Raw genomic sequence first — 19165 nt, 5'->3', positions numbered from 1 at the left:
CCGAGCAGAAATCGTTACATAAGCGCAACAAATACAATTACTTAAATTTGTCACGTTAAACTGATCGACTTGCCAATATTTTTACGATTTCAGCTTCCACTTTAGGTAACACTTGCTCTAGTTGCTGTAACGCTTGAACTACTTGTGCCTGTTGCCCCTGTTTGGCAACTTGCTCAATATACTGGCATATCTCGCCTACTTTATTCACACCCAACGTCATGGCAGACGATTTTAGTTTATGCGCTAAGTCTTTCATCATGGCCAAGTCAAACGCCTCTTTATGCATTTGCGCCATGGCATTTAATTGCGGCAAGCTCAATTGCATAAAATCATCTAAAGAGTCGCAGTAGTCCTCAATGTCCCCCGCAAAAATATTGTCAATGACCGCATCATCTAGCAAAGTATCTACAGTAATGTCGTTGAGTTCGGTTAATGTTGACGGAGTGGCTTGATTTGAGGCAACTTGATCTGCGTGCCTTATTTTCAACCATTTATAAACCATGCTTTGCAGCTTACCCAACTCAACTGGCTTTGCTAAATAATCATCCATCCCCGCAGCCAAGCACTTCTCCGCTTCGCCTAATAAAGCATTTGCCGTGATCGCGACAACAGGCACGGGTTTATCATCGCGACGCTGTTTAATTTTTAAAATTCGCGCCAGCTCGTAACCATCGCGGTTAGGCATGTGGCAATCCGTCAGCACCAAGCCAAATTGATGCTGGTCATACAAAGCCTCCGCCTCTATCCCATCTTCAGCAATCACACAAGTAAAGCCAATTTTGCGTAATTGTTTTTTAATTACTTGCTGGTTAGTCTGATTGTCTTCCGCCACTAAAATCAACTGACCCGCAGCCTCAGCATCGGCCACCGACAACTCGGTGGTGATAATATCAAAACTGGTATCTTGGAAAGTATCCACTGGGCTTTCTTTACCGATAGCGACATTAAGACCATGAATTAACGTGCTTTGTTTCAGGGGCTGCACGCAAATAGAGAACGCTTGATCTGAGATAATACCCGCGCCGCGAGAGGTTTTTGATAGCACTAAATAGCGTAAACGCAAAGCTAATGAGGCGGGAACGTATTTTTCAACGCGGCGAATACTGTCTTCATAATCGTCTGTGACCACCAAATAAAACTGACTGTTACTGGCGCTTAAATGCGCAGCCATATCACTGTAAACACTGTCGATAAGTACGGCTTGCGTCGCCTGTAAATATTCGGGCACATAACGCGCCAGCCAAGCATCTTTCAAAAAGCTAAACACACAAACATCGTTAAAATCATAACGTAATGCTGCGCTCTGCCCATGGGCTGCAAAACTTAATAACACATGGAACGTCGAGCCCTCTCCCAGCTCACTTTCAACTTGGATGTCACCGCGCATTAACTGCACCAAATTATGGCAAATAGCCAAGCCCAAGCCGGTGCCGCCAAAACGACGAGTGGTGGACGATTCGGCCTGAGTAAAGGGCTGGAATAAGTTCTCAATGTCTTGCGGCTTAATACCTATACCATTGTCTTTAATCGAGATATCAACATTGACGCGGCTCTCATCATAGGTTGGCCGCAGCTTAGCAGTAATATTCACCCGACCCTTGCGATCGGGGCCACTGGAAAATTTAACCGCATTACCCAGTAAGTTGAAGAGCACTTGGCGTAGCCGCACTGGATCACCCATCATGGTGCGTGGAATATGAGGGTCGGTGTACAGTTGTAATGTCACTTTTTTCGCTTCCGCGCCCGGCACTAGCGTATCAACAACGCCATCGAGTACATCGGCGAGGCAAAATTCGATTTCTTCTAGTTCAAGCTTACCGGCTTCTACTTTCGAGAAATCTAAAATGTCATTAATGATATTGAGCAGCGAAAAAGAGGAATCACGAATGGTGACGCCCATGTCTTGCTGCTCACGGCTCATCTGCGTGGTCATTAATAAATCGATCATCCCGATAATGCCATTCATCGGTGTGCGGATCTCATGACTCATGGTAGCTAAGAAGTTCGCTTTGGCTTTTGACGCCGCTTCTGCGTTATCACGTGCATTAACTAATTCTTCTTCTACTCGATCGCGCTCGATAATATTTTGTTTAAACACTTCCAAAGACTTCGCCATGTCGCCCACTTCATCACGGCGATCTTGATAGGTGATCTCGACCGTCGTGTTGCCTTTTGCCAGTTCGCGCATGGTGTGATTAAGGGTGGCAATCGGGCGACTAATGGTGCGATAGGAAAAATAAATAATGGTAAAACAGCACATTAAAACCAAAAATAAGGAAACGGTTAAAAAATATTGATTCGATGCCGTAAGATCTTTTAGGCCAATAAGGGAGGCTCTTGCCTGTGAATCAGCCTCAATCGCTAAGTTATCCAGTATGGTTTCCAAACGTGAAAACACCTGATGCTCAAGCACGTCCGTGGCTTTGATAGCGCTTTGTTTTTGGCTAGAATCATAACGACTAAAAATCTCAAAGCCGCCATCGCGCAACACCAGATAAAGCGCTTTTAACTTAGCAAGGTCTTCTATTTCTCTCGGTTTTTGCTCCAACGGCTGTAGCTTATTGAAAAAGTACTCAAAATTTTGGCTGCTCGATATAAAGCCAGCCTTAGCATTGAGGTTGCCATCGACATAATCATCCAAACTGCCGAGCATATCCCCCGCTTCATCTCGAATTTCTAGGTAATATTGCACGCCGGGTAAATCATCGTTAAGCACTTCGAGATAGCTTTCTAATTCACCCGATCCCGCATCGGCTAACTCACTTTCTTTTAATTGCTCAAGCAAGGCCTCCAGCTCGACGCCAGTAAATTTCACTAGCCCCTGCAAACGTTGCCGCGCCCACGCCTCTTGTTCAGGTTGATAAACATTTAACACTTCGGCGCGGGCTCGCGCATGATATTCACCAAACAAAGATTCAATTTCAGCAATGCGCGGATTAACCGATTCACCCAGCTTCACTTCAACCTGATTGGCAGCAATAAGTTGCCCAAAATAACTACGAAAGGCACGTCGATTTTCTTCAAAATCATCGCGCTCTTCCGGCTCGCCTAAGGTATATTCCAAAATATTGGCGTTCATATCCCCTAATTCATCAAGCATATTGACCGAGGAGAGCGCGATAGGGATATCCGTGCTGCTAACGGAGGTGGTGTCCGCCTGCACTCGCGTATTGAGAAAGTAACTCGAGCCCGCTTGGACGATCACTAACAAACTGATGGCAAACATCCCCATTGCCACCTTGCCGCCAATCGTATTGAGAGAAAAAAAGCTGTTGCTACGCAGTGTCATAAAGGTAACCTAATCGTTCATATTCATATTTCGTCATGCAGACGTTATCAAATTAAATAAATATAGCTATAGTTAAGAAAACTATCACGACATTTCATCAATTTTGCTACAGGTGCGATTCCAATGCCGATTAAAACTCTTCAAGAAATGCGTATTTTGGTGGTCGATGACGACGCGTTTATTTTAAAAACGCTAACACGTATTTTACAAAAAGCGGGGGTAACTAAGCTTATTTGTTCCGATGTGGCGACCGAGGCGCTTAAACACTTAAGCTCTCGGCTTAAGCCTGTCGATGTACTCATTTCTGACCTGAACATGCCAGAATTAGATGGCATTGAACTGATCCGCTATATCGGAGAGCTGCCTAATAAAATATCGCTCATTTTAATTAGCGGGGAAGACAAAAGGATTTTAGAAACCGCAGAAAGCATTGCCAAAGAGCGTCAAATTGATGTGCTTGGCTCATTACAAAAACCCATTTTGGCACCCGAGTTACTCGAGATGCTGCAAAGCCCTGAGTTAGTAAAAACGGTAGAGTCGCGGGAGTTAGGTGCCAATGACCTCGCCAATGAATTGCGCTTGGCACTGCAAAACCACGAGATTGAACCCTTCTATCAACCACAAGTGTGCAGTGATACTTTAGCCGTGGTTGGAATTGAAGCCCTTGCCCGCTGGCGACACCCTCGCCAAGGCTTGATTCCACCCAATATTTTTATTCCGCTTGCCGAGCAACTCAACCTAATCAACGAGCTGACTGAAATCATCTATCAGCAAGCGTTTGCAGATTTGGCCAGTTTGCATCAACAAGGCTGGCAAGTAACATTATCAGTGAACTTTTCGGCACAGTGCTTAGCTTGGCTAGATGTACCTGAGCGGGTTCAAAAAGCATTAAAAGCGCATGAAATATTGCCTAAATACGTGATAATTGAAGTTACCGAATCGCTATTAAGCCGCGATTTAGCCACGAGCTTAGACATATTGACGCGCTTTCGTTTGAAGGGGCTGGGCTTATCGATTGATGATTTCGGCACGGGTTTTTCCACAATGGAGCAACTCAGGCGCATCCCTTTTAACGAGTTAAAGGTGGATCGATCGTTTGTTCACGGCGCCACGCAAAATCATGTTAGTTATGCCATTTTGGAGTCAAGCTTGAATTTAGCTAAAAAATTGGCCATTAAAACGGTCGCGGAAGGGGTAGAAGACCAAGCAGATTTCGATTTAGTAAAAGCCTTAGGCTGCCATATTATTCAAGGCTATATGTTTGCCAAGCCAATGCCGATGGATGATCTGTGTGGCTGGCTGACGATGTATAACAGCAAAGCGGAATGACCCAAGATACGCCCCCAGCGTATTACAGCGGGGAAGCGAGAGATTATACACCCATCTTCTTTTTCATTGCTTCTATGTTACGCTTAAACTGCTGCAGGTTAGCATTGGTCATAGCGGTGGCGTAAAGTAACTTCACATTCGAGTATAGGAAGTATAAACCACCTTTTTGCCCCTCATTCGATGTATCTCACTGAAATCCCCTGACTCATTCACCCTCTAAATTCCGCCAACTGGCTTTATTCCGATGATAGTCTTTCAACTTAAGATATTAGGTCCTATATTGTTTGAGTTTGGCGTACCACGTGCATATTCTGTAGCCCAGGGTATGACTTTTTTTGTGTTTATGACTTTACTTCATCAGCTTAAACTTGCAGAAAAACCTAACAAGCCACTGTAGTCGTGCGCTACGCACTCAGGGACAAATACTCGCAGGCTCCCAGTCGCTGTGCTCCTGAATTTTAGTCTGCGGTATTCGCCCCTAAGTGGAGCGTTAGCTGTGTTTAACCTTCGCATATTAAAGGAAAATGATGTTATTTAAGTTTATTAAGTTGGTTTTTGCTGTTGTTGTTTTTTTCTCTGCGTCAATAAGTGCCGAGGCAAGTACTGAATTTAAAATTCGAAATACGCATACCCTGCAAATAAAGTCTGAAGTAAGCGGATTGGAATACGAACTTTATATCCGCCTGCCAAACGATTACTCAGAAAATAACAAAAAATACCCGTTGGTATTATTAAATGACACAGGTTATTCAGTTGCAGTGGCGAGTGGCATTGTGCATCTGATGGCAGGCCGGGATATTGAGGATGTCATTATTGTCGGGATTTCATATTCCAAAGGACATAATCCTTTGCTTAGTCGCACAAGAGACTACACACCAACATATGCCCCAAATGAAAAAAGGGGACATTCGCTCGAAGTTCAAAAGCATTCAGGGAAAGCCAGTCAATATATTAGTTTCATATCAGACGAGGTTTTACCGCTGATTAGTCAAACATATCGAATCAGACAGGATAAAAAAATATTTGTTGGCCACTCATATGGCGGTTTGCTTGGCGCCAACATCTTGATCACTAATTCCGAACTATTTGACTACTACATCTTAGGTAGCCCATCGTTCTGGTATGACAACAAAGTGATGTTTCGGCTGGAAAGTGACTTTGCAAAAAATAATAAGGCCATGAAAGCAAGTGTATTCATGTACATCGGTAGTGAAGAAGGTAGTATGGTAGAGGAAATGCAGGCATTCGAGAATCAGTTAAAATCACGCGATTATCAAGGCTTAAGCATCCAATCCAAAGTATTGTCAGGATTGACTCATCAAAGCGCCTTTGCAGTGTTACTAACGGATGGCCTTCAAAAAGCTATTCCAAAACAAAAAGGTAGCTAACAAAGCGCTGCTGTCGGACATATTTTCCGCTGCGCTCCAAATTTGCCGCAGAGCGCGGCGTTAGGTGTCAGGAGTTTAACCTGCCTTTTAAATCGACAATCACAGGAAGTAAAATGGAAAACTACCTTAGTTCAGCAATATCTAAAATATATGGGGAAGATGATGATTTCATCTTATTAGGCTTAACTGGTCGTACAGGAAGTGGATGTTCTACTGTAGCTAAAATATTGGCGTCCCCAAAAGAGAATATAAGACACTCTCTTTTTAAAGGTGATTGTCCTGCTGATAATAGTAAAAGAAAAGAAAAAATCATAGTTAAGCATTTTGAGCATAGTTGGCAACCATTTATATTAATCCAAGTTCGTTCAGTTATAACGCTAATGGTCGCTGAGCAAGATAAAGCTAAAGTTAATAAGTTTTTATCTTCTCCAGAATATTCTTTAACTCCTGAGTCTATAAAGAATGTAGCTAGTATAATTGCCAACATTAAAGATGAACTCGAACTTTCACTTTCGAATAAAAGTGCACGAGTATTTTATTCTGTAAAGCTTCCTTCAATGTGTGAACAAATTAAAGTTATTTTAGGTGAAAGTTCTTTCGTAAAGCTGTATCAAAATATTGGTCAAAACATCAGGAAATCTGGAAATCCTTTAAACCAATCGCAAAAACAGGGATTATTTTTCACACTAGCAGAACGAATAAACACCATAATTAAAGTGTTATTAGATCAGAAATTAAAAGACGAAAAAACATTTATTGTTATAGATGCTATAAGAAGTCCTCTCGAAGCAATTTTTTTTCAAGAAAGGTATTCTTCATTTTACCTTATGGCTATTTCTTGTGAAGATGAGCAAAGGAAACAAAGGTTAAGAGATCTTGGCTATACCGATCCTGCTATCAAAGGTATTGATGCACAAGAATATGTTGATACAGATATTGAAGAAGAAAGCTCTTTTGTAACTCAAGATATACAGGCTTGCCTTCAACGTTCTGATTTATACGTAAGTAATCCTAATGCTGATAATGCGGTTTCTGAATTCAAAGTACTTACCAATCAGTTGCTTACATTTATTTCGCTGATGAAAAGACCGGGAATAGTCACACCTACAGCTTTGGAACGTTGTATGCAAATGGCTTATACAGCCAAGCTAAATTCAGGATGTATTTCTCGCCAAGTAGGTGCAATTATTACTGATGCCAACTTTTCAATACAGGCTGTAGGTTGGAATGATGCACCATATGGACAAGTGCCATGTAATTTAAGAAATCGATTTGATTTAGTTGAAGGTAAAGATCAAGCTGCTTACTCAGAATATGAAAAAACTGAATCAAAATTTATTGAACACTTTAAAGAACAAAATGTTCGGTTTATTCCGATAAAAGATACAGGTCGAAACGTTTCTTACTGTTTTAAGTCTGAATACAATTCAATGACTGGGAAGTCAAATCAAGTACATACCCGTTCTCTTCATGCTGAGGAGAACGCCTTCTTACAGATATCTAAATATGGTGGCAGAGGCATTAAAGATGGAAATTTATTTACTACAGCTAGCCCTTGTGAATTATGTGCCAAAAAAGCTTATCAACTAGGTATTAAAAATATTTATTATATTGATCCTTATCCGGGTATAGCAATGAGACATATTTTAATGGGCGGTGCACATAACCCTAAAATGGTAATATTTTTTGGGGCTATAGGAAGAGCATTTCATAGGCTTTATACTCCAATTGTTGCGTATAAAGATGAGCTAAATGCGCTAGCAGACACCTAACAGATAAGGATAGGCCGCGCGTAGCCGCGTCCTTATCCCAAGTGTGCTCTCGATTATGAAGCATAAGCCCGAGTGATACCTTTATAGTGTAAATATCGGCGTAAGAACTTACGCTTTTTAGGTGTGTGCAGAGCAGTTAGATTTATGAGCCGCATCGATCCCTTAGCATCGCCAGTTAATTTATTTACCTCTAAATATCAATATTTTAGTACATTATAGAATACTTGGGTTGGCGATAATCTGCGCTATTGATGTTTGTGCTTTTGCATTCATTTGTCATAAACAGGGAGTTTTCATCTGCAGGCAGTGATAAGAGTCGATGCAGACAAAGTGAAACGCTGAAAAGATGAAAACGTATTGATGCACAGCGTTAGAGATGGATGACTTTTTAATAAGTTGCCATCAATTTTTAGTGCAAATATTGCTTGATACATTTGAGTATGCGCTAAGTTAGCGCTAGGGCTTGGCGCTATTGATTTAGATGCAAAAAATCCGCGGTGGTTGGCCTGCGGATTTTTACTGACATTTTATAACTGACATTTTATAACTGATATAGGTGGGGTGGAGATATCAGTGTGATCAGACAGGGTTGATATTTGCAGTGCCAATGGGGGAAGCACCAACAAAAATATTCGTGTCTGGTATCAGTTAAAGGGTATTAGAAATAAGGCTAATGACCAAATCTGATTATGACTTCTTAGCGTCAGATTGCTTTACTTTTGCTTCAACTTTTTCAGGAAGCGCTGCAAGTACAAGTGCGCTAGCAAATAAGTTTTTGAATGCTTTCATGTCAAAATCCTTTAAATTAAACGGTTAACTGCTGGTGTGAAATAACTATATTCCTCAGGTATAAATAAGTAAAATGATAAAATATTACTTAGTGGATTCCATTTTGGCATGAATGTATCAATTAAAAATTTGCAATGTTTTCTTACTGTCATTGAAGTTGGCCACTTTACGTTAGCGGCTGAACAGCTTTATATGACGCAGCCTACACTGAGTAAAACCATTAAAAAAATGGAAGAGACACTTGATCAAAAATTGTTGATCCGAAATAACCAGAAAGTGGAAGTGACTGAAGCTGGATTACTATTAGCCAAAAGTGCTCAACAAATTGTGGGTCAATGGCACCGTATGTATGAAGATATGAATGCGCTGACGGGATTAAAAATTGGTCGATTACGTTTAGGTTTAAGCCCAATGACAGGCGGTATGTTTATTAATATGCTGGCTAGGTTTCAAACAACATATCCTGGTATAGAAGTTAATGTGCTTGAAGTGGGAGGGTTTGCGGTTGAGAAAGCCTTACTCAATGACAGTTTAGATATTGGTGTTACAGCCTTGCCTACCAACCATGCTGATGAATTTAACATACTCAAATTAGAGCGTTATTCTTTACATGTTTGTGTGCATGTTGACCATGAGCTGGCAAGCCAAACTCAGCTAACATGGCAAGATTTAGATGGGCGACCATTTGTACAATACAACGACCAATTCGCTATTGGTAAGGTGATTAGTCAAAGTTGCCAGGGTACAGGGTATAAACTTAATGTGGTGTCGCACACCGGGCAGTGGGAGTTTATGGCCGCAATGGCAGAAGCACAAATGGCGTACGCCATTTTACCCGAGCCAATTTGTAAGCGAGTGTCGTCGGCTAATGTTAAATTTATTCCGTTAGATGAAAAAGTGGCATGGGAGTTAGCCTTTATTTGGCGTAAAAATTTACCATTAACAGCTGCTGCACAGGCTTTTATTGCTCAAGTAAAACCGACTTATAAAGAGGAGGTGTAATGGTGGTTATCAGTTCTTAGTGCTGACTTTATATCGTAATCAACAAATAGCATGACATTTATTTTCAGAAATAACATGTCCTCCATCATCAATCCCATTGTTATGTTTGGCTAAATATCTTGCACCATGCTTCGGGTGATATTTCCTTCCCAAAGGGGGAAGTCTGTCTGTAACATTGTATTTACATCTTGCGGCGGGACTATTTGCCTTATCCTTCTTGGTTATATCTTATTCCTCTGTATCTTAAATCTGGCTCGCACTTCAATAACGACAATAACAAAGTGAGCAAGGAGAATATGATGCAAGATAACAAACAAGCGAATTGGGATTTAGCAACACTCACCATTCACGGTGGCCATCAACGGGAAGCCTTTGGGGCATTAGTGACGCCCTTGTATCAAAGTGCCACATTTGTGTTTGATAATGCTGAGCAAGGTGGTGCCCGATTTGCAGGAGATGAAGCTGGTTATATTTATACCCGTTTAGGCAATCCGACAACCGCTGAGCTTGAGCGAAAAATGGCCTTACTAGAAGGCGCTGAAGATGCCGCGGCGTGTGCCTCTGGCATGGCGGCGGTATCTAGTGCTTTGCTCACCCATTTACAAGCGGGCGATCATTTAGTGGCCTCTAAGGCCGTTTATGGTTGTACCTTTGCATTAATGACCACTCAGTTAAGCCGATTGGGCATTCATGCCACCTTGGTTGATTTTGCAGATTTAGCCGCAGTCGAGGCGGCGATTACCCCACAAACCAAAGTGCTTTTTTGTGAAACGCCAGTCAATCCACATTTAGAAGTGTTTGATTTAGCGGCGATGGCTCAAATCGCTAAAAAGCATCAATTGGTATCGATTGTCGATAACACCTTTATGACGCCTTTGTTGCAGCAGCCGCTGGCTATGGGGATTGATATGGTGATCCACAGTGCGACTAAATACCTTAATGGTCATGGTGATGTGATAGCTGGCATAGTGTGTGGCAGTAGTGAGCATTTACATAAGCTTAAATATGAAATACTGAAAGACTTTGGCGGCGTGATTTCACCGCACGATGCTTGGCTTATTTTACGTGGTCTAAAAACCTTAGATGTTCGCTTAACGCGGCATTGTGATAATGCTGAAGTTCTGGCTGAGTATTTAGATAACCATCCGGCCTTTGGCAAGGTGTTTTACCCTGGACTTGCTAAACATGCTGGACATCGATTTATTGGCAATCAAATGAAACGAGCCGGTGGGGTTATTGCCTTTGAATTAAAAGGCAATAAACAAGATGCGATTAAATTTGTTAATCGTCTTGGTCTGTTTGCGATTGCCGTCAGTTTAGGTGATGCAGAATCATTGATTCAGCATCCCGCTTCAATGACTCATTCACCTTATACCCCCGAAGCCAGATTGGCCGCTGGGATCACTGATAATTTGTTAAGAATTTCAGTGGGTCTTGAAAATGTGCAAGATTTGATTAACGACATAGAGCAAGCTCTGGCTTAATGGTTTGATTTGCTAGGGCCTGTTGATCTTTGCTGGTGGAATTTTGTTCGAGATAAAAACGAATTAAGCGCGGCGAGTGGAGTGTAGCCTAGCAATCTAAGCAAAGTTCACTCAACAAAGCGTAATTCGTTTTTAGCCGAATCCTTCGGACAGCGTTTGTTGGCCATTTTTACTACGTTATCGGCGTATTATGTAGAATAACTACACAGCAAAGCCTCTGCCTTGTATAAATGGCCAACAATTCGCTGCAAAAACAACCTTGAAAGATCAACAGACCCTAGGGTCTGTTAAATATTAACCGTTTAATGCTAGCCCTTTACTCAAGGCTGTCGGCAATGTGTTGATAGCCTGCTATCACGCTGATATCCACTGCCGATTTACTGTTGGCGGTTTTTTTATAATGGGTCAACACCTTGTTTAGATAACGTTTGATAATAATCGATTGTTCATCACAATGACTTTGCCAAATCTTATCGCCAAAACAGCTGATTAACGGCGCTGATGTGAGGTTTATTTGATCAGCTGCCGGCCTGCTCACGTAAAGCACCTCATAATAGCGGCGGTTTTCGCAGATAAGTTGTTCATCAATCAATTGGCAATGATTGGCATTGAGCATAGCGCGTAGTTTGGCCACGTGATGTACCGGACAAAGTAAAAAATCTAAGGTTAATGACGGGTGTGCGTTCATCAGTTGTTGAACCATTTGGATCATTAAATCCCCGCCCACACCCGCAATTATCACCAATTGTCGACCTTGATAATCATCTAATGGCAATCGCGCCACATCAATACAATGCACTTGCCAGTGAGCTGGGGTGTTGGGGCGCTGTGGGTAAAATAATTGCAGCTTGTGTTCAACTTGCTGCATCAGCTCGGGGACGATATCCACAAAGTGGGTTGTGGTAGTGAGTTTTTGATTCAGTATCTGTGCGCCCAATAACCCATGGTCGCAACAGCAATCCCAAATATGCTCATATTGTGGGGTTATCATTTTGACAATATGGGATAAACGGTGACTGAGTTTCATAAGGCCTAATTGAGTGTTAAAGCTTGCAACGTGGGTGATGTTTATCAAAGTTGCGAGATTTTAACCATAATAAGCTGTTACCGCTAGGGGATAAAATGGCGATAGTTATAGATATTGCTTTGATTCTTCCATAAAATGATAAGTTAACTTTTTTGCTGCTATTTTGATGATTGTCAGCGGCGCACTTGGATGTAATGAATGTCGGCTAAACTGTTTAACCTTCCTATCAAGCTATCTCATGACTTATTGGCTAAGTTGTTTACTGCCACGCAAATGCAAAAAGCACAAAACTACTTGATCCAGGGGCGAGTGTTAGAGGTTACCGCCAGCCATGATAATCATAATATTGAGGCATACACTCAAGGCGCGGTAGAAGATCCTTACCGCCAAGATATCAGCTTAGTGAATGTGAACCACAAAGTGATTATGCGCTCTTACTGCACTTGCCCTGTTAGGCGCGACTGTAAGCATGTTGCCGCTGCGTTATTAGCGTTAATAGACAACAAGCCGGTAGAAGAACAGCGGATCTCTCAGTGGTTAACCCAGCTGACTCAATTAGATACTACCCAGAATAAACAAGATGATGACTCAGTACCGGATAGAATCATTTATTGTCTATCAAGCGATCCTCAAGGTGTGTATGTTGAGTTAAAAAGCAGCAAACTGAATAAAAAAGGCTTATATAACCGCGGCAGTAAACAAACCATCAGTGAGTTGCGTGTGCATCTTCCCTGGTGGATAGGCCCTGAAGATAAACAAATTATTGGGCTATTGTTTGCTAATAATTTGCAGGGAAACAAAGTTTATTTAGAGGGTGAGATTGGCTACCTTGCATTGATGAAAATGATGCATGCTCAAGTGGCATTTTGGGAAGATAATCGTTTTCCTTTAGAAGAGTGCGCAGGTGTAGCGCCTGAGTTCATTTGGGCGGATATGGATAAAAACCATACTCAGATGCAAATGACTATGCCAGGGCTTGAAAACTGGGAGTTTATCGCCACTGAGCCGCCATTATTTATCGAGTTGGATTATTTAAAGCTGGGGAGGATCGATACCGATCTTTCGGTAGGGCGTTTAAGTCTGTTACAGAAAATGCCTCCAGTACCCAAAACCAAACTGGATACCATCAGCCATGCACTGTTAAAGCATTTTCCTTCGAAAATAGTGCCTATTCCTAATGAAATTGAATTTAAAGAAATAAACCAGGCTGTAGAAACTCGCCTCACATTTGGTCTGATCAATCGCAGTGATAGCATCAGTAAGCAACCCGCTATTCGTGTGGAGTTTTGCTATGGCGATATCCGTTTTGATGCCAGTGAACAGTTTGAGCGCATCAGTTTATTGAAAAAAGGCAATGTGCAGTATCAGGTGCATCGTCAAGTCGATATTGAAGTACAACAGTTAGCATTATTGCATGAAATGGGCTTGACTCGGGTGGCAACTGAGCTGGTGGATATGAGCCAGGCACAACGCTTCTTTTTAACCCAAGGCTTATTGCCCGATGCCATTATTGCTTGGTCTGAATTGTCTACTGAAGGTGCGGATGATCTTATCGAGCGTGGATTTGTAGTGCGTTTTGATAGTGACTTTGATCTTAACATCATCGATGCCGAGCTTGATGTGGATTTGGATGATGAAGATGAGTCTGGCTGGTTTTCATTGTCACTAAATGCCGATATTGATGGCCAACGTATTTCGTTATTAGCATTGGTCGCACGGTGGTTACAGCAACACGGCGAACCCGATGATGAACAAGAGCTCATTTTACCTAGCGATAACGGGCGGTTTATCAAAATTAAAGCTAAGTCCATTAAGCCGCTTATTTCTGTGATCCAGGAGTTGTTTAATCGTCATTCATCCGATGCGATTCAAATTCCACGTAATCGAGCTCATTTGTTGAATGATCTTAGTGCCAGTGAAGTGCGGTTACTGAATGGTGAGCGGGTGCGATTACTTGCAAGTAAACTGGCTTCTTTTAATGGCATTACCCCCATTATTTTACCTGACGGCTTAAATGCAACTCTGCGTGATTACCAAAAACAGGGCGTTGATTGGCTGTGTTTTTTGAAAGAGTATCAGCTTGGCGGTATTTTGGCCGATGATATGGGGCTGGGTAAAACCATTCAGGCGTTAGCTTTTTTATTGTATGTAAAACAACAAACGCAGGTTAGTGAGCGCAAACCTAGTTTAATTATTTGCCCAACAAGTTTAGTGGGTAACTGGCAAAAAGAAGCCGAAAAATTTACCCCAAGCCTCAAGGTTGTTGTGATCCACGGCAGTCAACGTCATCAGTGGCTGGCAAAGCTTGAAGAATACGATGTGATAGTCACAACCTATCCGCTGATTATGCGGGATGAAGACATTTATCACGAGCATGTTTTTGAACACATTATATTAGATGAAGCCCAGCAAATTAAAAATGCTCAGGCTAAAGTCACCCAAGTCATCAAAACCTTGAAAGCGCGCTTTAGATTGTGTTTGTCCGGCACGCCGTTAGAGAACCATTTAGGTGAATTAAAGTCGCTAATGGATTTTTGTTTACCGGGTTTACTGGGGCAACACACCTACTTTAATAAAGAGTTTCGTGGTCCGATTGAAAAGCAAGCCGATTTAGAGAAATCAATACTGTTAAATCAGCGTATTTCGCCGTTCATGTTGAGGCGCACTAAAAAACAAGTTGTAGCTGAGTTACCCGAAAAAACTGAAATTATCCAATCGCTTGAACTGGAGAAAGATCAACGTAACTTATACGAATCCATTCGTCTGGTGATGGAGAAAAAACTACGAGAATTATTTGCTAAAAAAGGCGTGTCGAGTAGTCATATTGAGTTTTTAGATGCGTTGCTTAAACTGCGCCAAGCCTGTTGTGATCCTCGCTTGGTCAAACTTGAGCAAGCCCAAAAGGTAACAGACAATGCCAAGTTAAACTGGTTGGTGCAAAACTTGCCTGAAATGCTAGAAGAAGGCCGAAAAGTGCTGATTTTTAGTCAGTTTACTTCAATGCTTACTCTTATCGAGCAAGAGCTAAATGCGTTAGATATTCCGTTTAGTAAGTTAACGGGACAAACAAAGCAGCGCCAAAACCAAATCGATGCCTTTCAAGAGGGCGACAATGCGGTATTTTTAATTAGTTTAAAGGCGGGTGGCACCGGACTGAACTTAACTGCTGCAGATACTGTCATACATTATGATCCTTGGTGGAATCCTGCTGCTGAGCGTCAGGCAACTGACCGAGCGTATCGTATTGGTCAGCAAAACCCTGTATTCGTTTATAAGCTGATTGCAGAGGGGACTGTTGAAGAGAAAATTCAGGCGATGCAGCAGCATAAACAAGGTTTAGCGGATGCGATTTTGTCTGATGGGCAACAAGGCCCATGGAAAGGCAGTGCTGACGACCTATTAGCCTTGTTGAGCTAACGTCAAGCTAAGTTGTTGCTAATCATGATTTACGATACAAGCTTAATACAAGATGTAAACATAGAAAGTTAATGCTGCTTGGTCGTATTGTCGCTATAGCGGTCAAAGTGCAAGCAAAGGTTAATTGAACGGGTTTCTACACAAAGGCAAAGCTTGCATTAATAAGCCTAGTGGTGAATGAAACCTGCTAATCTTATCTTTTAATCAAGATGGTATCCTTAAAAATGTCATCATGCATATTTTATGTGATTACAAGTATGCGGTTGATGGGAGCACAATATGCAAAAAATAAACAGTGTGTTGCTTAAAGTGGCTTTGCCATTCGGTTTGCTGTTTTCAATGTCTTTATTGGTGAGCGGGTGTGATAACTCGCAATCCCATCCTGAAGTGGCTGTAGTACAAAGTCAGCAGCCGATAGTGATTAATTGCTCTGATGTTTGGTATCAGCAGGTTGAAAAACAATTACTCTCTGGTGATGGTCAGGGCCATGGGCCTGATTTAGGCAGTGATGAGTGGCAAAGTGTGATTGAATTTAAGTTAGGTTTAAGAGGCGATCTTACCGTACCTAAGCGAAACACCGACGCTTGGTGCACTTTTATTGATGAACGGTTACAGCATTAAAGCTTGCCTGCACGGGGTGCAGGCAAGATCAAATACTAATATTTGGGCCTAAAAATCCCGTTGCCAGCCAGCATAAACTGTTGTTTCCCATTGGCTACTATCCAATGTTTGTGGGTATTCACTGTAACCTACTGTGCCACCTAATTTCAGCTTTCCTGCAAACAATGGACGATGATAGCTGGTATCGAGTTGGTAGACTCTTTCATATCTTCCCGGTGAAACCGGATTTCCACCTACCTGTGGGTTGCTGTCTGAACCATCGACATTTAACCTTAACCAACGCAATTTAGTGCTCAGGGTTTGCTGATTATCGAGTTGGGTAATAGCCCCTACGACAAGTGTTTCAGAGTCATTATCATAAGTGCTGCCTAAACTTCTTCCGTAATAGCGATATCCAGACTGATAAAATCCATGTTCATAGAGGCAGTTGTATATTTGAGGGTCTATCCCACAAGCAACCTTGGTATCAGAGTATTCGAGAAAAAAGCGCGTTGACAGCTGCGCGATATAAAAATCAACACCGCCCATGTTAGCGGCATTGATCAGTTTATTTTTCCCATTATGGTAATCTTCATGGGTACGTTCATAATATACACCGTAGGGAATACCAAATGCAGTATCAGACCATCTGAAGTCATAACCCGCTAACATGTTTTCTTGGCCGTTCTCTATTTCACCTTCATCCATGCCGCCATTGAATAAGCCATCCCACCAGTCTGACAGGCTATTACCGTAGCCATCGCCCCCCCACTGCATGGTCCAAGATGCGCCAATCTCAAGTTTGGATATTGGGCGTAGTGTACCTCTTGCACCCCAATGGCGCGCATTAGCAACATGACGTTCGCTTTCCATATGACTGAAGCTGGTGGTAAATGTCCAAGGGCCAGCCCAGCTTAACCAAGGGGTATCAAATGCTTGGCTATTGTTTCTAGAAAAGGTCATGCCGGGTAATGGTCGTGCATTATTTGTTTGTATCAAGCCTGTGTCCCAACTGGGGCCCCAATACTTTTGTACTGCACCAGCGGAAACAATCCAATTACCTAGCATTACAGCGGCAAAGCTGTCATCTAATCGACTGGTGTTTCCGTCAATCGAATCGTGGTGATAGCTAGCAGCCAGTCGGCCACTAAACCAATCTTGGGTGACTTCCACCTTAACTTCAGCTTCAGCCTTGTCACGGTAATCATTGCCAAAACCGACGAAGCGAGCACGATCGTTTGCACCATTAAAACCGGCAGAGATGTTCAGGCCTTGGTGATCTTTTTGATAAGCGGCGATGACTCTTTGATAGGCATCAGTTTGCGCACCCGTTAACGAGGCAATGTCGAAGTTATCGAGGTCACTTTTAATGCCGGCCCACATTAATGGGTAGGTGGTGATGGGCTGAATAATGATGCCATTATCTGATAAAAGTTGAATGTCGGCGCGTAAAGATAGGTCTGTTGGTTCTATCCACCAAGCTGCTTGAGCGCTAAAGCTGGATAGAACAGCAATCCCTGCCAATGGTAATAACTTCATTAATTTTCCTAATTAAGCTTTGATGTTGTAAATTCGATTTAACGGTTAAATTGCGATAATAAATGGTTAGCTCATGACGAGAGGTCGTTGACTATGTCTTGGTATTAATTGCCTGGTTTTTAGCTGATTTTGTTGTTTCAGCATAGGTATTTAGCATAGCTACCTGATGGTTGCGAGTCATGCTATTTACAGTAAATGCCCTAGCATCTTCATTGTTAGATAAATAATATGCAGTTGCAGGCTTGATTGAGCCACTATTGCCAGAAGAAATATTGGCCATATCAGCATAGATTTGATATTTCATTTGGGCTTTCTTGAACTGCACATAATTGTCTAGTTTTTCATTATCTTTAATTGGCGCAGGTTTTGTGGTTTCAATTGAGTTTTCAGCAGTCGGCTTAGCATCCATATCAACATAGGGTGTGGATTGCACTTTAGATTGCTCTGCAGCCAGCAAAGTATGAGCTTGAGGACTAATTGATACCGAAGTTGAGGTATTTGTTGTGGTATTAACCAAACGCTTAGGCTGCGCAGTGTGGTTAGGTTGATTTTCTGTAGGTTCTACTTTTTGAGTAAGGTTATAAGCACTTAAACGTGGATTTGCAGTAACAGATGAACCTTGAGCTGAAATGGCATGCATTATGGGCACCTTAAAAGTGGAGAAAAATTGAAATATCAACCTAAAATCTACTGATGATTTTAACCAAGTAATTTGATAAACCAGATTAAAAAATCGTCTCACAGCCTATTGCTAACGCTATCTTTACAACTTCATTCGGCTGGCAATGCCAATGTCACAACAATTCAACGTTTGTGCTATTTCTTGAAACATTTATCGCTCTGCATATGTCGCGGCATTGTTCTGCGTTATCACTTGTTGATGTAGAATAACGATATATTTTAAGCCTCGCTTTGAAGCCACTGGCGACAAGCGTCTGCACAACTCATTTCGAAAAAATGCTCAGCTAGGATTGAATGAAGATTATTTTACTGACACATCAACGGGAACTTGATAGAAAGTCCAATACAGGCCAGCTGGTTATTGATGTGTTGGGATTTGCGGCAAGTCGAATCATATGGGATAGAGTGAACCCTGATGGGGCGTTATTAAGCTTGATTCAACAAGCGAAAGTTGGTTTGTTATTTCCTGAGTTAGAGTCTAGTGAAAAAGGGGAGGGCGGCCAGCCTAGACAGGTTTGTATTGGAGAGAATAATAAAGCGGCATTGGCTGAATTTGAACACTTAGTCATTATTGATGCAACATGGCAGGAAGCCCGCAAAATATACAATCGCAGTGCTTATTTGCACTCACTGACAAAGGTTAATTTATCCCATTCAATCAAGTCTAGCTTTCGGCTACGTAGAAACCAAATCGACGGCGGACTGTGTACAGCAGAATGCGTTGGCTTGTTATTAGCCTATGCTGGTCAAGCACCATTGGCGGACGAATTAATGACTCATTGGGGCACTTTTAATCTAGAAGGTAGAAATAATAAGGCTTGAAAATAAAACTGGGCAAGTTCCCTGTG

12 protein-coding genes are annotated in these 19165 nt (G+C 42.0%); 8 read left to right on the top strand and 4 right to left on the bottom strand.

The annotated features are described in order from the left end of the window. Nucleotides 1–55: 55 nt before the first annotated feature. Complete coding sequence (locus ORI98_RS05495; RefSeq protein ID WP_306134558.1) at nucleotides 56–3289, bottom strand: ATP-binding protein; 3234 nt, start codon at nucleotides 3287–3289, stop codon at nucleotides 56–58. 123 nt (nucleotides 3290–3412) lie between these two features. Between ORI98_RS05495 and ORI98_RS05490 the strand changes: the two genes are divergently transcribed. The 5 genes from ORI98_RS05490 (at nucleotide 3413) to ORI98_RS05470 (ending at nucleotide 11053) form a co-directional block, all read left to right on the top strand. Beyond that, on the top strand, nucleotides 3413–4618 hold the full coding sequence (locus tag ORI98_RS05490; protein ID WP_306134557.1) for an EAL domain-containing protein: 1206 nt from the start codon (nucleotides 3413–3415) through the stop codon (nucleotides 4616–4618). Between the two features lie 527 nt (nucleotides 4619–5145). Then, entirely contained in the window at nucleotides 5146–6006 is an 861-nt protein-coding gene (locus ORI98_RS05485) for an alpha/beta hydrolase (protein WP_306134556.1), read from the top strand. A 113-nt stretch (nucleotides 6007–6119) separates the two neighbouring features. Next, nucleotides 6120–7778, top strand: a complete 1659-nt coding sequence (locus ORI98_RS05480; protein WP_306134555.1) for a deoxycytidylate deaminase — start codon at nucleotides 6120–6122, stop codon at nucleotides 7776–7778. Nucleotides 7779–8675: 897 nt separating this feature from the next. Further along, entirely contained in the window at nucleotides 8676–9569 is an 894-nt protein-coding gene (locus ORI98_RS05475) for a LysR family transcriptional regulator (protein ID WP_261299903.1), read from the top strand. Between the two features lie 299 nt (nucleotides 9570–9868). After that, complete coding sequence (locus ORI98_RS05470) at nucleotides 9869–11053, top strand: PLP-dependent aspartate aminotransferase family protein (RefSeq protein WP_306134682.1); 1185 nt, start codon at nucleotides 9869–9871, stop codon at nucleotides 11051–11053. A gap of 316 nt (nucleotides 11054–11369) precedes the next feature. Here the strand turns inward: ORI98_RS05470 and ORI98_RS05460 are convergent, their stop codons facing one another. Beyond that, nucleotides 11370–12080 carry a tRNA (adenine(22)-N(1))-methyltransferase TrmK gene (locus ORI98_RS05460; protein ID WP_306134554.1) on the bottom strand — a complete coding sequence of 237 codons (711 nt, stop codon included), beginning with the start codon at nucleotides 12078–12080 and terminating at the stop codon, nucleotides 11370–11372. A gap of 198 nt (nucleotides 12081–12278) precedes the next feature. On the opposite strand from ORI98_RS05460, the gene ORI98_RS05455 reads away from it, so the two are divergent. Both ORI98_RS05455 and ORI98_RS05450 read left to right on the top strand, forming a co-directional pair. Continuing rightward, on the top strand, nucleotides 12279–15497 hold the full coding sequence (locus ORI98_RS05455) for a DEAD/DEAH box helicase (RefSeq protein ID WP_306134552.1): 3219 nt from the start codon (nucleotides 12279–12281) through the stop codon (nucleotides 15495–15497). A 279-nt stretch (nucleotides 15498–15776) separates the two neighbouring features. Continuing rightward, nucleotides 15777–16118: a hypothetical protein gene (locus ORI98_RS05450; RefSeq protein WP_261299899.1), complete on the top strand. Its 342-nt coding sequence runs from the start codon at nucleotides 15777–15779 to the stop codon at nucleotides 16116–16118. A gap of 48 nt (nucleotides 16119–16166) precedes the next feature. On the opposite strand, the gene ORI98_RS05445 is transcribed toward ORI98_RS05450, so the two are convergent. Together ORI98_RS05445 and ORI98_RS05440 are read right to left on the bottom strand one after the other, a co-directional pair. Beyond that, nucleotides 16167–17636 carry a capsule assembly Wzi family protein gene (locus ORI98_RS05445; RefSeq protein WP_261299898.1) on the bottom strand — a complete coding sequence of 490 codons (1470 nt, stop codon included), beginning with the start codon at nucleotides 17634–17636 and terminating at the stop codon, nucleotides 16167–16169. Nucleotides 17637–17727: 91 nt separating this feature from the next. Further along, nucleotides 17728–18276, bottom strand: a complete 549-nt coding sequence (locus ORI98_RS05440; RefSeq protein ID WP_306134551.1) for a hypothetical protein — start codon at nucleotides 18274–18276, stop codon at nucleotides 17728–17730. 335 nt (nucleotides 18277–18611) lie between these two features. Here ORI98_RS05440 and ORI98_RS05435 point away from each other — a divergent pair, with 335 nt between their 5' ends. After that, on the top strand, nucleotides 18612–19139 hold the full coding sequence (locus tag ORI98_RS05435) for a tRNA-uridine aminocarboxypropyltransferase (protein WP_261299896.1): 528 nt from the start codon (nucleotides 18612–18614) through the stop codon (nucleotides 19137–19139). The last annotated feature ends 26 nt before the right edge of the window (nucleotides 19140–19165 follow it).

The sequence above is a fragment of the Shewanella sp. ULN5 genome (genome assembly GCF_030731885.1).
GTDB lineage: Bacteria > Pseudomonadota > Gammaproteobacteria > Enterobacterales > Shewanellaceae > Shewanella > Shewanella holmiensis.
Note: the sequence above shows the minus strand (reverse complement) of the source record. Positions and strands in the feature narration are given on the sequence as shown.

What these genes read in the sequence shown, in the direction of transcription:
- ORI98_RS05495 (WP_306134558.1), bottom strand. Translation starts at nt 3,289, where the DNA reads ATGACACTGCGTAGCAACAGCTTTTTTTCTCTCAATACGATTGGCGGC.
- ORI98_RS05490 (WP_306134557.1), top strand. Translation starts at nt 3,413, where the DNA reads ATGCCGATTAAAACTCTTCAAGAAATGCGTATTTTGGTGGTCGATGAC.
- ORI98_RS05485 (WP_306134556.1), top strand. Translation starts at nt 5,146, where the DNA reads ATGTTATTTAAGTTTATTAAGTTGGTTTTTGCTGTTGTTGTTTTTTTC.
- ORI98_RS05480 (WP_306134555.1), top strand. Translation starts at nt 6,120, where the DNA reads ATGGAAAACTACCTTAGTTCAGCAATATCTAAAATATATGGGGAAGAT.
- ORI98_RS05475 (WP_261299903.1), top strand. Translation starts at nt 8,676, where the DNA reads ATGAATGTATCAATTAAAAATTTGCAATGTTTTCTTACTGTCATTGAA.
- ORI98_RS05470 (WP_306134682.1), top strand. Translation starts at nt 9,869, where the DNA reads ATGCAAGATAACAAACAAGCGAATTGGGATTTAGCAACACTCACCATT.
- ORI98_RS05460 (WP_306134554.1), bottom strand. Translation starts at nt 12,080, where the DNA reads ATGAAACTCAGTCACCGTTTATCCCATATTGTCAAAATGATAACCCCA.
- ORI98_RS05455 (WP_306134552.1), top strand. Translation starts at nt 12,279, where the DNA reads ATGTCGGCTAAACTGTTTAACCTTCCTATCAAGCTATCTCATGACTTA.
- ORI98_RS05450 (WP_261299899.1), top strand. Translation starts at nt 15,777, where the DNA reads ATGCAAAAAATAAACAGTGTGTTGCTTAAAGTGGCTTTGCCATTCGGT.
- ORI98_RS05445 (WP_261299898.1), bottom strand. Translation starts at nt 17,636, where the DNA reads ATGAAGTTATTACCATTGGCAGGGATTGCTGTTCTATCCAGCTTTAGC.
- ORI98_RS05440 (WP_306134551.1), bottom strand. Translation starts at nt 18,276, where the DNA reads ATGCATGCCATTTCAGCTCAAGGTTCATCTGTTACTGCAAATCCACGT.
- ORI98_RS05435 (WP_261299896.1), top strand. Translation starts at nt 18,612, where the DNA reads ATGAAGATTATTTTACTGACACATCAACGGGAACTTGATAGAAAGTCC.